The 14,645-nt window shown below is 64.2% G+C and carries 12 protein-coding genes and 1 other RNA gene; all 13 read right to left on the bottom strand.

Annotation, left to right across the window (positions count from 1 at the left end; all coding sequences use genetic code 11):
* Positions 1-112: 112 nt before the first annotated feature.
* The 13 genes from ACUN9V_RS03050 to rsmI all read right to left on the bottom strand — a co-directional run bounded on the left by ACUN9V_RS03050 (position 113) and on the right by rsmI (position 14,521).
* Positions 113-832 carry a cell division protein FtsQ/DivIB gene (locus ACUN9V_RS03050; RefSeq protein ID WP_075563138.1) on the bottom strand — a complete coding sequence of 240 codons (720 nt, stop codon included), beginning with the start codon at positions 830-832 and terminating at the stop codon, positions 113-115.
* Positions 833-887: 55 nt separating this feature from the next.
* Complete coding sequence (murC, locus tag ACUN9V_RS03045) at positions 888-2,297, bottom strand: UDP-N-acetylmuramate--L-alanine ligase (protein ID WP_445510364.1); 1,410 nt, start codon at positions 2,295-2,297, stop codon at positions 888-890.
* A 34-nt stretch (positions 2,298-2,331) separates the two neighbouring features.
* Positions 2,332-3,417 carry an undecaprenyldiphospho-muramoylpentapeptide beta-N-acetylglucosaminyltransferase gene (gene murG / locus ACUN9V_RS03040; RefSeq protein ID WP_445510276.1) on the bottom strand — a complete coding sequence of 362 codons (1,086 nt, stop codon included), beginning with the start codon at positions 3,415-3,417 and terminating at the stop codon, positions 2,332-2,334.
* Positions 3,410-4,666, bottom strand: coding sequence for a putative lipid II flippase FtsW (ftsW, locus tag ACUN9V_RS03035; RefSeq protein WP_445510275.1), 1,257 nt, complete (start codon positions 4,664-4,666; stop codon positions 3,410-3,412). The genes murG and ftsW overlap by 8 nt, the downstream gene beginning before the upstream one ends.
* Entirely contained in the window at positions 4,660-6,015 is a 1,356-nt protein-coding gene (gene murD, locus ACUN9V_RS03030; RefSeq protein ID WP_445510274.1) for a UDP-N-acetylmuramoyl-L-alanine--D-glutamate ligase, read from the bottom strand. Before murD ends, ftsW begins: the two co-directional genes overlap by 7 nt.
* A gap of 70 nt (positions 6,016-6,085) precedes the next feature.
* A complete protein-coding gene (mraY, locus tag ACUN9V_RS03025; RefSeq protein WP_075563134.1) occupies positions 6,086-7,168 on the bottom strand; it encodes a phospho-N-acetylmuramoyl-pentapeptide-transferase in 1,083 nt (360 codons plus the stop codon).
* Positions 7,169-7,177: 9 nt separating this feature from the next.
* Positions 7,178-8,533 (bottom strand): UDP-N-acetylmuramoyl-tripeptide--D-alanyl-D-alanine ligase, encoded by a 1,356-nt coding sequence (locus tag ACUN9V_RS03020; RefSeq protein WP_445510273.1) that lies wholly within the window; start codon positions 8,531-8,533, stop codon positions 7,178-7,180.
* The gene (locus tag ACUN9V_RS03015) at positions 8,530-10,062 is read right to left on the bottom strand and encodes a UDP-N-acetylmuramoyl-L-alanyl-D-glutamate--2,6-diaminopimelate ligase (protein ID WP_445510272.1); all 1,533 of its coding nucleotides are present in this window, start codon (positions 10,060-10,062) and stop codon (positions 8,530-8,532) included. Before ACUN9V_RS03015 ends, ACUN9V_RS03020 begins: the two co-directional genes overlap by 4 nt.
* A complete protein-coding gene (locus ACUN9V_RS03010) occupies positions 10,059-11,789 on the bottom strand; it encodes a peptidoglycan D,D-transpeptidase FtsI family protein (protein WP_445510271.1) in 1,731 nt (576 codons plus the stop codon). Before ACUN9V_RS03010 ends, ACUN9V_RS03015 begins: the two co-directional genes overlap by 4 nt.
* Positions 11,786-12,115: a cell division protein FtsL gene (ftsL, locus tag ACUN9V_RS03005; RefSeq protein ID WP_445510270.1), complete on the bottom strand. Its 330-nt coding sequence runs from the start codon at positions 12,113-12,115 to the stop codon at positions 11,786-11,788. The genes ACUN9V_RS03010 and ftsL overlap by 4 nt, the downstream gene beginning before the upstream one ends.
* Positions 12,116-12,123: 8 nt before the next feature.
* Entirely contained in the window at positions 12,124-13,146 is a 1,023-nt protein-coding gene (gene rsmH, locus ACUN9V_RS03000; protein ID WP_445510269.1) for a 16S rRNA (cytosine(1402)-N(4))-methyltransferase RsmH, read from the bottom strand.
* A gap of 31 nt (positions 13,147-13,177) precedes the next feature.
* An RNA gene (rnpB, locus tag ACUN9V_RS02995) (RNase P RNA component class A) lies at positions 13,178-13,529 on the bottom strand.
* A 137-nt stretch (positions 13,530-13,666) separates the two neighbouring features.
* Positions 13,667-14,521, bottom strand: coding sequence for a 16S rRNA (cytidine(1402)-2'-O)-methyltransferase (gene rsmI, locus ACUN9V_RS02990; protein WP_075563129.1), 855 nt, complete (start codon positions 14,519-14,521; stop codon positions 13,667-13,669).
* Between the last annotated feature and the right edge of the window lie 124 nt (positions 14,522-14,645).

The raw sequence follows: 14,645 nt of genomic DNA, 5'->3' as shown, positions 1-14,645 counted from the left end.
GTCGGACGAGGCCAAAGTCCTGCGACTGTTTCCGTCCAACTGCCGAGTGATGTTCTCCAGGATGCGCCAGCCGGGAGATCGAGGCCATCTTTACGAACCATGATGACAAGGACTAATCATCGGACGTCGCGGTCGTTTCACCATGGCGCGCCACTGAAACTCCGTTGGGATAACGCAAGTCGATGTAGCGTATCTGCGACGCTTCCTCACTTAACTGTCGCTTCCATGCAGCAATAAAACGAGCCAGTCGTGCGTCCAAGTCGGTACGTCCCAGAATCACCCACACGCCATCATTGACTTGAAAACGCCAGGCGCCTCGAGGTTCCAATCTCAACTGGGTGATCGACAGTCCGAGATTGGACAACGTACGGCGCAACGAGTCGTAATAACCCAGCACTTCTCGACCCGATCCCTTGGGGCCGCCGAGATCAGGTAGCCGGCGACCCAGATCGGTCACAGGCCCAGGGGCAAACGACTGTCCCCGGCTGTTGAGCAACCGATCATCATTCCAGCGGGCGACTGGATCCTGTTCGTAGAGCACGAAGCGCAGGGTATTCGGCCACTCCCGTGAGATTGTCACTTCTCGAAGCCACCCGATCTGACGCGCTTCGTTGCGCAGATCGGTCAAGGATAGAGACAGCCAGGTGTGTCCCCTCACCAGTGGCGCTAGTTCTTTTTGCAGGTAACTCGCGCTCACGTAATTCAGGTCGCCGCTGATCGACACCCGTTCGATGGGCTTGTCCAGCCACAACCACAGCGCCCTGCCGCCGGCACCGATGAGCACGACGAGCATGAGCACACCCAGTAGCGTACCCCGCGCGTTCGCGTTCATGTCGATCGCCCCATACTGACGTCGTCGCGCCCATTGTCGATCCTTGGTGACTCGCTCAAAGGTCCACCTCGTCGAGATGGAGCGCACTCTGGGCGAGTCGCTGGGAAATACCGCCGATATCACCGGCGCCCTGCGTCAGCAGAATGTCCCCCGGGCGCAACACCCGCGACAGGATCGCCGGCAGGGCCGACTTCTCTTCGATGAACAGCGGGTCGACTTGGCCCCGCTGGCGAATCGATCCCGCCAGCGTCTTGCCTTCGGCTCCCGGAATCGGCGCTTCACCGGCGCCGTAGACATCCAGCAATAGCAGCGTGTCGACGCCGGAAAGCACGCGCACGAAATCCTCGTAGAGATCGCGGGTACGACTGTAGCGATGCGGTTGATAGACCATCACCAGACGACGCTGTGGCCAGCCAGCCCGCACCGCACGGATCACCATCTCGACTTCCCGCGGGTGATGGCCATAGTCGTCGACCAGCATCACTTCGCCACCGCTAGGCAGCGAGTAATGGCCATGAACCTGGAACCGCCGGCCGACACCTCCGAACGACGCCAGCCCCTTGACGATATCGTCGTCGCTGACGCCCGCATCGGTGGCCACGGCGATCGCGGCCAGCGCGTTCAGCGCATTATGGGTACCGGGCATTGCCAGCGTGATGGTCAGCGAAGCCAGGCCGTCGGGGCGTTCCGCAACGAAGCGGATGGTTTCGGCAGTCTGCTGGAAGTCTTTCAATCGATAATCGGCTTCTTCGCTGAAACCGTATGTCACGAACTGGCGCTGAACCTGGGGCAGCAATTCCCGTACGTTGTCATCGTCGAGACAAAGCACGGCACGACCGTAGAACGGCAGGTTGTGCAGGAACTCGATGAAAGTCGTCTTCAACCGCGAGAAATCGCCATCATAGGTCGCCATGTGGTCGGCATCGATATTGGTAACGATCGATGTCATCGGCTGGAGATGGAGAAAAGACGCATCGGATTCGTCGGCTTCGGCGACCAGAAAGTCACCGCTACCCAACCGCGCGTTGGTTCCGGCACTGGTCAGTTTGCCACCGATGACGAAGGTCGGATCGAGTCCGGCTTCGGCGAACAGCGTCGATAGCAGACTCGTGGTCGTGGTCTTGCCATGAGTACCGGCAACGGCGATGCCATGACGAAAGCGCATCAATTCGGCGAGCATCTCCGCCCGGCGTACGACCGGAACGCGATGCTCGCGCGCCCACTGGATCTCGGGATTGGTCGGATCGACTGCCGTCGACACCACGATGACATTGGCACCCTCGGCGTTGATCGCTGCATGACCGATCGCCACGCGAATGCCGCACTGGCGCAGATGCTGCGTCACCGCGGATTCGCGAAGATCGCTGCCACTGACCTCATACCCTTCATTGACCAGGACTTCGGCGATACCGCACATGCCGGCCCCGCCGATTCCGACGAAATGGATGCCACGGATGCGCCGCATGCCCAGATGCGATCGCGTCGGACGCGTCTGAATGCTATCGCTCAAAATCGATCTCCATGCAGCCGTCGACCAGACGATCGACGGCATCGAGGTGGGCTACCCGCCGAGCCTGGACCGCCATTCGCGCCAGCACGTCGGGCTGTAAAAGTGACTCGAGCGCCGCCTGGAGACGTTCAGGGGTCAACTCGGCCTGCTGGATCAACTCGGCGCCACCGGCCTCGACCAGGTGGCGCGCATTATGGGTCTGGTGATCGTCGACAGCGTGCGGAAACGGCACCAGCAACGACGGCTTGGCCGCTGCCGACAGCTCGGCAATGGTCAGCGCCCCGGCGCGACACACGATAATATCCGCCCAGTCATAGGCCTCGGCCATATCGTCGATGAAAGCGCTGACCTCGGCTGCGACACCGGCCGCGCGATAGGCTTCTCGTGTGCCATCGTCCTTGTCGCGCCCGGCCTGGTGACGAACCTCGGGCCGCGGCGACAACGTCAGCGCCGCCAATGCTTCCGGCAATTTCTGATTGAGCGACTGCGCCCCCAGCGAGCCGCCCAGCACCAGCAGGCGCAGCGCACGGCCGTTCATCTGCTCGGCCGTTCGGGGCCGCTCGCCCAGCGCGGCGATATCCGCGCGCACCGGATTGCCAACCACCTCGGCCTTGCCACCGGGAAACGCCCCCGGGAAGGCGGCGTAGACGCGCGTCGCCAGCCGCGCCAGTGAGCGGTTGGTGAGTCCGGCGACGGCATTCTGTTCATGGACGACCAATGGTTTGCCGCTCAATCGCGCCGCCAGCCCGCCGGGACCGCTGGCAAATCCGCCCAGGCCGACGACCAGTTGCGGGTCGAATCGCTGGATCACCCGGCGCGACTGCCGGATGGCACGCGTCAAACGCCACGGAATCGCCAGCCAGCCGGCCAACCCCTTGCCTCGCAGTCCCGTCACATCGATCTGGTTCAGCGGAATGCCGTCAGCGGGAACGAGACGGTTCTCGATCCCGCGCGGGCTTCCCAGCCACTCTACCGTGACACCACGTTCGCGCAGGGCCCGGGCCAGCGACAGCGCCGGCACGACGTGCCCGCCGGTGCCCCCGGCCATGATCAGGACGCGCCTCAGTTCACTCATGATCGGGCTCCATCGTGCCGCGCGCCGGTCGGACGCCCGGCCCGATGTCGGTTTCAGGACGGGAATTCAAATCGGGACGGGAATCGTCGTCGGGCGTCGGACGCCGTCCCAGCCGCCGCACTTCGGCGTCGACCCGGAACAGAATGGCCATCATGATGCCGCTGATGATCAGGCTCGAGCCGCCGTAACTCAGCAATGGCAACGTCAAGCCCTTGGTCGGCAGCATGCCGGAGCTGACGGCGATGTTGATGAACGCCTGGGCGCCGATGACCAGCGCGATGCCGTAGCAGAGATAAGCCGCGAACGGGTTCCCGGCCAGCTCGGCCTTGCGCCCGATCCGGAAGGCGCGGAACACCAGCAGCGCGAACAGGAGAATCACCGCGATGGCGCCGAACAGTCCCAGCTCTTCCGCTAGCACGGCGAAGACGAAATCGGTATGCGCCTCGGGTAGATAGAACAGCTTCTGAACGCTGTTGCCCAACCCCAGGCCGAACCAGTGGCCGCGACCGAAGGCGATCAGCGCCTGAGTCAGCTGGTAGCCGGTGTTGTACTGGTCCGCCCAGGGGTTGGCAAAACTGGTGATGCGCTGAAGACGATAAGGCTCCGCCACTGCCAGCATCACCGCCCCCGAGCCGACGACGGCCAGGATCAGCAGGAATCGCCACAACGGGGCACCCGAGAGCAGCAACATTCCCATCACGCAGCCGGTCAGCACCACGACGGCCCCGTAGTCGGGCTCCAGAATCAGCAGAAAGCCGATCAGAGCCATCACCGCCAACGGCCGCATGAACGCGCCCCAGCTTCGGCGAACCTCAGGCAGATACCGCTCCAGGTAGCCGGCTACGTAGACGATCAAGCAGAGCTTGGCGACTTCCGAGGCCTGAATATTGATGAGACCCAGCGGGATCCAGCGGCGACTACCATTGATCTCGCGGCCCACGAGCAGCACCAAGAACAGCAGCAGCAGCGCGCCGATCAGCATCAATGGCCCCTTTCGACGCCACCAGTCCAGCGGCAGACACACGGCGACCAGGCCGACCCCGATCGCCGCCAGCACGAAAATGCCATGCCGAATGCTGAAATAATAAGGGTTGCCGGTCAGATTGGCGGCGATTTCGGTCGAGGCGGAGGTCACCATCACCCAGCCGATCAGCATCAGCGAAAGCGTGGCCAGCAGAAGCCAGCCATCGAATGCGTGATGCCGCGTGGTGAGCCGATCCTGCGACGTCCTCAACATGGCTTTCAACATGCGACTTCCTGTCCTTGATCGAGAATCTTCCGGAACGATTCGCCCCGCGCCAGATAGTTGGGAAACTGATCGAGACTGGCGCAAGCGGGTGACAACAACACACAGTCTCCGGGCTCGGCGATCGAAGCCGCCCGGCGCATGGCCTGCAGAAGCGTCTCGACACGCCACGTCGCTACCTGCGACTCCAGCGCCGAGACCAGCAATGGCGCATCCTGACCGAAGACGATCGCCTCGCGAGCGTGCCGGGCGAGCGGTGCCGCCAGCGGCGCGAAATCCGCCCCTTTACCGACCCCGCCACCCAGCCAGATCAAGCGCCCGGTCAAGGTTTCTCCCAACCCGGCGATCGCCGCCAGGGTCGCGCCCACGTTAGTGCCTTTGGAGTCGTTGATCCAGCGCACGCCGCCACGCTCGGCGACGATCTCACCGCGATGGGGAAGGCCCGCAAACCGGGCCAGAACACCGCGCATGACCGCCAGCGACAAGCCGACGACGTGTCCGATCGCCATCGCCGCCAGCGCATTGGCCTGGTTGTGCCGCCCGGCCAGGCGCAGCTCGCTGACCGGCATCAAGGCTTGCTGGCCATGGCACAGCCACTCGCCCGTGGCCTCCGCCTCCCCTGGCACGCTACCCGGACTGGCGATCCCCCAGGCGTCGCCTACAGGCGAATGCGTCGTGAAGCGCTCGCAAAGCAATGAGATGTCGTCCGGCCAGGTGGCGGGGTCCTCGCCGTTGACGACGACATGCGCCGCGCCCTCGAAAATTCGCGCCTTGGCGTGCCGGTATCCGGCCATGTCACCATGGCGATCGAGATGATCCGCGGACAGGTTGAGGAAAGCGGCACAGCTCGCGCCCAGAGCGTCCAGCGTCTCCAGCTGGAAGCTCGACAGCTCGAGCACGAATAGCTCGGCATCCGGATGATCGATCAGCAGGTCCAGTGCGGCATCGCCCAGATTACCGCCCACGGCCACTCGTCTGCCCGCCTCCCGAGCCATCTCCCCGACCAGCGTGGTCACCGTGGACTTGGCATTCGATCCGGTAATCGCCACGATCGGTGCCTTGCAATGGCGTGCGAACAGGGAAATTTCCCCGATGACGCGATCGCGTACCGCGGCCAGACCGCTGCGGCCGAGATCGACGCCGGGACTCACGACGATCTCGGCAAAGCTCGACAGATCCAGCCCCGCCAGATCGCCGAGATGAATCTCGACGTCCGGATAGGCCTCGCGGAAGGCGTCGATGCCGGGCGGCGCTACCCGCGTGTCGGCTACCACGAAGCGCTCGCCGCGCTGCTGCAGAAACCGAGCGATCGCCCGGCCGGATATTCCCAGCCCGACGACCAGCCAGGGCATCGCCCCTCTTCCGTCGTCATTCTTCGAACGCGATACGACTCGCTCAATCCCCGACTGATCGCTCATGACATCAACGCAGCTTCAGGGTCGCCAGCCCCAGCAGGACGAGGATCACGGTGATGATCCAGAAGCGCACGATCACCCGCGGCTCCGGCCAGCCCTGGAGTTCGAAGTGGTGGTGCAACGGCGCCATGCGGAAGATCCGGCGACCGGTAAGCTTGTAGGAACCGACCTGTAGGATGACCGACACCGTCTCCATCACGAACACCCCGCCCATGATGAACAGCACGATTTCCTGACGCACGATGACCGCGACGATACCCAGCGCCGCGCCCAGTGCCAGCGCACCGACGTCCCCCATGAAGACCTGGGCGGGATAGGTGTTGAACCACAGGAAGCCGAGCCCGGCCCCGGCGATGGTGCCGCAGAATACCGCCAGCTCGCCGGCCCCCGCCACTTCGGGAATGTGCAGATAGTTGGCGAACACCGCGTTGCCGCTGGCGTAGGCGAACACCGCCAGTCCCATGGAAACCAGTACGGTGGGCATGATCGCCAGCCCGTCGAGACCATCGGTCAGGTTGACCGCATTGGAACTGCCGACGATGACCAGATAACTCACGACGATGTAGAACACGCCGAGCGGCATCACCACGTCCTTGAACAACGGCACGATCAGACTGGTCTCGACCGGGCTCGCGGCGGTGAAATAGAGAATGATCGAGGCGCCGAGCCCGATGACCGACTGCCAGAAGTATTTCCACCGCGCGGGCAGACCACGAGGGTTCTTCTCGACCACCTTGCGGTAGTCGTCGACCCAGCCGATGGCGCCAAAGCCAAGCGTCACCGCCAGCACCAGCCATACGTAGTGGTTGGTCAGATCGCCCCACAGCAGCGTGCTCACGGCAATCGAGACCAGAATCAGCGCCCCGCCCATGGTCGGCGTCCCGGCCTTGGACAGATGCGACTGTGGGCCATCGTCACGCACGGCCTGGCCGATCTGACGCTCGACCAGACGTCGAATCATCTGTGGTCCCATCCACAGACTCAGAAAGAGCGCTGTCAACGTGCCCAGAATCACGCGCAGGGTCAGGTATCCGAAAACATTGAAAGCACTTTGAAAATGGGTCAGCAGTTCAGCCAGAAAAAGCAGCATGAGTCAGATTCACCTTGAGGCATCGTCACGCAGTGCGGCAACGAGTCGTTCCATGCCGGCACTACGCGAACCCTTGACCAGCACGCTGGCCCGGGAAGGAAGCTGATCCTGGGCAAAACGCTCGAGCGTTGCCCAGTCATTGAAATGACGGCCTTCGTCACCGAAGGCCTTGATGGCGGCACGTGCGGGTTCGCCGTACGTGCCCAGAAACTCGATGCCGAGGTCGCGTGCTGCGCGCCCGACCTCGGCATGCAGGCGCTCGGCGTCAGCCCCCATTTCGCCCATCGCGCCGAGAAAACACCAGCGCGGCGATGGCAGCGAAGCCAGTACCTCGAGCGCCGCTCGCATCGCGCCGGGGTTGGCATTGTAGCTATCGTCGATCACCCGACAGCCGCGAATGCCGTCGAGCGCCTGCATCCGTCCGGCCATGCTGTGACAGGCCTCGAGCCCGGCGGCGATTTCCGCGCCACAGAATCCCAGGGCGTGCGTCGCGGCCGCGGCGGCCAGTGCGTTACGCACGTTGTGCCGGCCCATCAATGACAGCGTGACCCGCACCGGCGTCTCGCCCGGCAGGTGAAGCGTGAAAGCATAACGCCCGGCCGCGTCACAAACCAGATCATCGGCGACGACGCTGGCCCCGGTATCGATACCGAAATCGATCACCCGGGCGCGTCCGGCCAGCGCCTGCCACACCGGGAAGTAGCGCTCGTCGCGGTCGAGCACGGCACAGCCGTCGACCGGCAGTCCGGCAAGAATCTCGCCCTTGGCCTGGGCGATCTGCCCCAGCCCGCCGAATTCCCCGACATGCGCGCCGGTGACGTTGGTGATGATGGCGACCTGCGGTTTGGCCAGCGCGGTCGTCCAGGCGATTTCTCCCAGATGATTGGCGCCCAGCTCGATCGCCGCATAGCGCTGCTCCGCGCTAAGCTCGAGCAGGGTCAGCGGCGCGCCGATGTCGTTGTTCAGATTGCCCCGTGTAGCAAGCGTCGGGGCGCGGGCCGGCAGAATCGACGCCAGCATCTCCTTGACCGTCGTCTTGCCACTGTTGCCGGTCACTGCGATCAGCTGACCATCCCAGGCCAGCCGATGGGCCCGCGCCAGCAGCCCCAGCGCGAGCCGCGTATCCGGCACTTCGATCTGTGTTAGCGGATCGTCGACCGGCCGGGAGACGATCGCCCCCACCGCGCCCTTTTCGCGCGCCTGGGACAGAAAATCATGCGCATCGAAGCGCTCTCCTTCGAGCGCGACCAGCAGGTCACCGGGCAAAAGCGCCCGGGTGTCGGTAACGACCCGCGAGAACTCGACGTCAGCCCCTCGCAGCGTGGCACCCAGCTGCGCGGCGATGGCACTGAGTCTGCCGTTCATTGAACTGCCTCCCGCGCCCGGCAGGCTCGCGCCGCGACATCGATGTCGCTGAAGTCGTGGCGCACCCCGGCGATTTCCTGATAGTCCTCGTGGCCCTTGCCGGCGATCAACACGATGTCGTCGGGACCGGCGGCGGCGATGACGCGCTCGATCGCCTGGCCACGGCCGGCGATGGACCAGCTGCGCACGCGAGCCGTCTCCGACAGCCCCTCGACGATCTGATCGCGAATCGACTGTGGATCCTCGCTACGCGGATTGTCGTCGGTCACCACGACCCGGTCTGCCAGCGTCTCGGCCGCCGCCGCCATCAGGGGACGTTTGCCACTGTCACGATCGCCGCCACAGCCGAACACGCACCACAGCTCGCCGCCGTTCGCGGCGGGCAGGTGCGTGCGCAAGGCGGACAGGGCATTCTCCAGCGCGTCCGGCGTGTGGGCATAATCCACCACCACCACCGGCACCTTCGCGCCTTCTTCTCGTGGCAGACGCTGCATGCGCCCCGGCACCGGCCGAAGTTCGCCAGCGGCCTGCCACAGGGATTCAAGCGGATAGCCCAAGCCATAGAGCGTGGTCATGGCCAGCAGCGTATTGTCGAGATTGAAGCGGCCCATCAGCGGTAGCTCGAGCACGCCTTCGTTATCGGGGGTGGCGACGATCGCGCGCAGACCGTTGGGCAGCGCTTCGCAATCGACGACTCGCAGCGTCGTCGCTTCGCCATTGCCCGTCGCCAGCACTCGAACACCGGACGACAGACCGGCCAGCATCAGCCGCGCCAGGGGATCATCGCCGTTGACCACGGCAAGCTGAAGCGACTCTCTCTTGAACAGCCGTGCCTTCGCCGCAGCGTAGGCCGCCATGCTGCCATGATAATCGAGGTGATCTCGGCTCAGATTGGTGAAAACCGCCGCGTCGACCCGCGTATCGCCCAGCCGCTCCTGAGTCAGCGCGTGGGACGAAACCTCCATTGCCACGGCCTCGACGCCCTCACGCGCCATCTCGCCGAGCATCTGCTGCAGCGCCAACGGCCCCGGCGTGGTCTGCAGCGCGGGACGAATGGCGTCCGGCCGGCCGTAGCCCAGCGTACCGATCACCCCCGCCGGCGTGCCCAGCGCCTCCAGCAACGTGGCGATGTAGTGGGTCACGGAACTCTTGCCATTGGTGCCGGTGACACCGATCAGCTTGAGCGTCTCCGGCACCGCAAACAGTCCGCGACCCAGCGCGGCCAGACGACGCGTCAATCCCGGCAGCGCCAGAACGCGATCGTCCGCCAGCCAAGTCGAATCCAGCTCATCCGCTTCACACAGAACGCCGACGGCACCGGCCTGCAACGCGGTTTCAATGAAGTGACACCCATCGACACTGACGCCAGGCACCGCCAGAAACAGATCGCCCTGTTGCAATTGGCGGCTATCCTGCACGAGCCTCAGTTCGGTCGTCGCCGGCAGCCAGGTCGCCAGGCGAGACGCCACGGCGAGATCCGGCCACAGCTCGGCCAGCGTTGTCGCCAGCCGCGTCGCATCGATTTTCATCGGGACGCCTCCTGTTTCTCCGCCTTGGACGGGGCGTCGGGCGGAACATCGAGCAGGCGCAGGGCGCTGCCGACCACACGGCTGAACACGGGCGCGGCAACCAGGCCACCGTAATAGTCACCCTTCTTGGGGTTGTCGATCATCACCACGGTGACGACTCGCGGATCGGAAGCCGGAGCGATACCCGCGAACAGGCCTCGATATTCCTTTTCCTGATAGCCGGAGCTCGTGACCTTGCGCACGGTGCCGGTCTTGCCCGCAATCTGATAGCCCGGGACCATCGCCAGGTGGCCGCCGGCGTTGGGTTGCACGATCTTTTCCATCATGCCGAGCAGTTGATGAGCGATCGTCGGCGAGATCACCTGCTGGCTCTCGGGGCTACCGTCGAGCTTGAGCAGCGACGGTGACAGGCGCTTGCCATCGTTGGCGATGGCCGTATAGGCGCTCGCCAGCTGCAGCGGTGTGACGGCGATGCCGTAACCGTAGGCCATGGCGGCCTGAACGCTGCGCGGCAGATTGGTCAGCGACGGCAGACTGCCGCTGTTTTCACCGGGGAAGCCGGTGCCGGGTGACTGGCCCAGCCCCAGTTCGCGATAACGATTCCAGATGGTGTCCTGGGGCAGCGACAGCGCGATATGCGACATGCCGACGTTGGAGGAGTGGAACAGAATTCCCGCAGGATCGAGTTTGCCGTAATTGCGGAAATCGCTGATGGTATAGCCGTCCACCACCATCCAGCCCGGCGTGGTGTCGACGATGGTATCCGGGGTGTACTTGTCGGTAGCCAGCGCTGCCGACATCGCCAGCGGTTTCATCACCGAGCCGGGTTCGATGGCGTCGGTGACCGCCTGGTTGCGCAGCCCGCGAACGTCGACATCACCGCGATTGTTGGGGTTGTAGGAGGGCAGATTGGCCATCGCCAGCACCTCACCGGTACGCGCATCGAGCATCACCAGCGAGCCGCCATCGGCGTCGTTCTCGCGGATTCCCGCGGCCAGCTCCCGGTAGGCCATGTACTGCAGACGCAGATCGATCGACAGTGTGAGATCGCCGCCCGGCTTGGCCTCTTCGATCAAATGGAGATCGCGAACCAGATGCCCCTTGCGATCCTTGAGCACGCGACGCTTGCCCGGCTGACCGGTCAGATAACGGTTGTAGGCGAGTTCGAGCCCTTCCTGCCCCTTGTCGTCAACATTGGTCACGCCCACGACCTGGGCCGCCACTTCCCCCGCCGGGTAATAGCGCTTGTACTCGTCACGCGAATAGACCCCGGGCATCTGCAGATCGAGCACGGGCTTGGCCGCGGCGGGCGTCAACTGCCGCCGCAGGTACATGAACTCATGGTCGGAATAGCGCTCGATCCGATCTTCGAGCTGCTGGGGGTCGATCTTCAGCGCCTTGGCCAGCAAGGTCTGCTGGATGGGATCGTGAGGCAATTCCTTGGGGTTGGCCCACAGCGTCACTACCGGAGTGGAGATCGCCAGTGGATCACCGTTGCGATCGCTGATCATTCCGCGATGGGCACCGATGGTCTCGACCCGCAAGGTGCGAGCGTCGCCCTGATTCTGAAGAAAGCTGCGATCGATCACCTGGAGATAGATGATACGACCGGCCAATGCGGAGAGGGCCACCAGAATGATGAAGAGCATGAACCAGTAACGCCCCGCGCCCAGCGGACCTTCCGGCCGACGCGATCTACCCGGTGGCCTGCGACGCGTCGCACTCATGGATGAATCACCTTCACTTCATCGACGCTCGGCACGCGCATGTCCAGGCGCTTGCTCGCCAACGCTTCGATCCGTGCCGGCGATGACCAGGTGCTCTCCTCGAGCAACAGTCGCCCCCACTCGGTCTGTAGAGAGTCGCGCTGGTTTTCCAGTTTCTGCAATCTGGCGTACTGCACGCGGGTCAGGTGAGACGTACTGATGACGGCAACCGCCGTGATCAGAACCGCAACGAGTACCGCGCCGAGCAGCAGCGCGCGACCACTCGGGCGCCGAGCGAATGGCCAGTCACCGGTTCGCAGTAGACGGTGTCGTCCTTGAACGGCCATGGGGCTCCTTAACTCGACTTCTCGGCGGGCGGTCTCGACTTCTCGACGGCAGGTCCCAGCTTCTCTGCGATACGCATCACCGCACTGCGCGAGCGCGGGTTGGCATCGATTTCACTGTCGCTGGCACGCATCGCCTTGCCCACCGGCTTGAGACGCTTGTTGAGCTGGTCTTCGCGGATCGGCATGCCGCGAGGCAGATGCGTATCGCCACGCGCCTGATCCCGGATAAAACGTTTGACCAGCCGGTCTTCCAGCGAATGAAAGCTGATGACGACCAGCCGTCCTCCCGGTTGCAGCGAGTCGAGCGCCACATCCAGTGCCCGCTCCAGCTGCCCGAGTTCATCGTTCAGGTGAATGCGGATCGCCTGGAAGACCCGCGTCGCCGGATGCTTGCCCTTCTCCCAGGCGGGGTGGGCCGCCTTGACGATCTCCGCGAGCTGGTGGGTACGCTGGACCGGCGCCTCTTGCCGCGCGGCGACGATGGCTCGGGCGATGCGTTTGGCGAAACGCTCTTCGCCATAGGTCTTGAAGACGCGAGCCATCTCCTGGTCGCCGGTGCGCGCGATCCATTCGGCGGCACCGATGCCCGAGGTCGGGTCCATGCGCATATCGAGTGGGCCATCACGCAGAAAGCTGAACCCACGCTCGGGATCGTCCAGTTGAGGAGAGGAAACGCCGACATCGAGGAGAATACCGCTCAGGCTGCCATGGACGCCGCACGCCGCCGCTTGGCGGTCCAGCTCGGCAAAGACACCCTGGCATACCGTCAATCGAGCGTCGTCGATCTCGGCGGCAACGGCCAGCGCGGCAGGGTCGCGGTCGATCGCGATCAGCCGGCCGTGACCGTCGAGACGCGACAGAATCGCGCGGGAATGGCCGCCGCGACCGAAAGTCCCATCGAGATAGGCACCCGAGGGAGACTGCACCAAGGCATCCACGGCACCCTCGAGCAGAACGCTGGTATGACGAAAATCGGGGCGATCTGCCGTACCGCCTGAGGGTGCCTCTGAAGCGTTGTCGCGGTGCAGCATGCGGATCTCGGTGTCGAACGGCAAAAATCGGAGAGGGAGTCGGCCGATAAGCCGGGTTCTGTCTAAGACAGTCATTCATCTAGGAAACGCGTCGCCACGTTTCTCGAGCAACCTACCCGGATCCAGCGCGGGCCACGCCAACGGATCCCTATTTGGTCTTGCTCCAGGTGGGGTTTACCTTGCCACGCACTGTTACCAGGCGCGCGGTGCGCTCTTACCGCACCCTTTCACCCTTACCGGCAGCGAATACGCTGCTTAGGCGGTCTACTCTCTGCTGCACTAGCCGTCGGCTTGCGCCGCCCAGGCGTTACCTGGCACCTCGCCCTATGGAGCCCGGACTTTCCTCCCCCGGCAATGCCGGCGGCGACTGTCTGGCCAACTCCCAAGCGCGCAAGAATAGCAGCCCCCCGGAGCCCTCTCAAGGCGGCATTGTCGCGATCGACGAAAGCCGCCAAGATTGGCATGAAAACGTCGCCCGACGCCGACACTTTCCGCGGCGAGACTAACCACTCGACAAAACCTAGGGGTCGGATTTCAGCGTCAACGCCAGCTGATACCAATGCTTGCGTCGCCCACCGAGCAGACGCACCGCCACGGCGGCCGCGCTCTTGACCCCGACGTCCTCGGCGAGCATCGCCCGAATCAGCGCCTCACCCTCGGCATCGTCGGCGGTCTCGCCCCGGGCCGGCGCACCGGCCAGCATCACCACGAACTCCCCGCGCGCCTGATCCGGATCCTCTTCCATCCGTTGCAGCAACTCGGTGGCGGAGCCCTCCAGCAATGTCTCGAAGGTCTTGGTCAACTCACGCGCCAGCACCACCCTGCGCTCGCCGACCACCGCGGCAAGATCGGCGAGCAGATCGCGAATTCGGTGCGGCGACTCGTAGAACACCCGCGTCTCGGCGCGAGCCGCTCCGGCGGCCAGCTGTTTCTGGCGCGCTCCCGACTTGGCGGGAAGAAATCCCTCGAAAGTAAAACGATCCGTCGGCAGCCCGGCCACACTCAACGCGGCGATCAGCGCACAGGGGCCGGGCACCGGAACCACACGGCAACCCGCCCGGCGCAGCTCCCGAACCAGCACGAAGCCAGGGTCGGAGATCAAAGGCGTCCCGGCATCGCTCACCAGCGCCAGCGACTCCCCCTCGATCAGGCGTCGACGCAACTGCTCCACGCGAGCGGCTTCGTTATGTTCATGGAGTGAAATCAGCGGACGCTCGATTCCCAGATGACGCAGCAGGCGCTGGGTATGCCGGGTATCCTCGGCCGCAATCGCGTCGACCTCCGAAAGAAGCCGGCCCGCCCTGGCGCTGATATCCTCGAGATTCCCAATCGGCGTGGCGACCACGTACAATACGCCTTCCTTTGTCTCGCTCATTCGGTACCATCCGGATTGACGTGCATTCAGACATCGACGACTGCCAGCGGCAGACTCGATTTTCAGTTCAACAAGGAAGCCTCCGCGAGGCAGCGACGGGCAGCCAGCATTGGCCAACGAGATG

The organism is Salinicola sp. V024, from assembly GCF_052645315.1.
The sequence above is the reverse complement of the archived record's forward strand: the minus strand, read 5'-3'. Positions and strand labels throughout refer to the sequence as shown.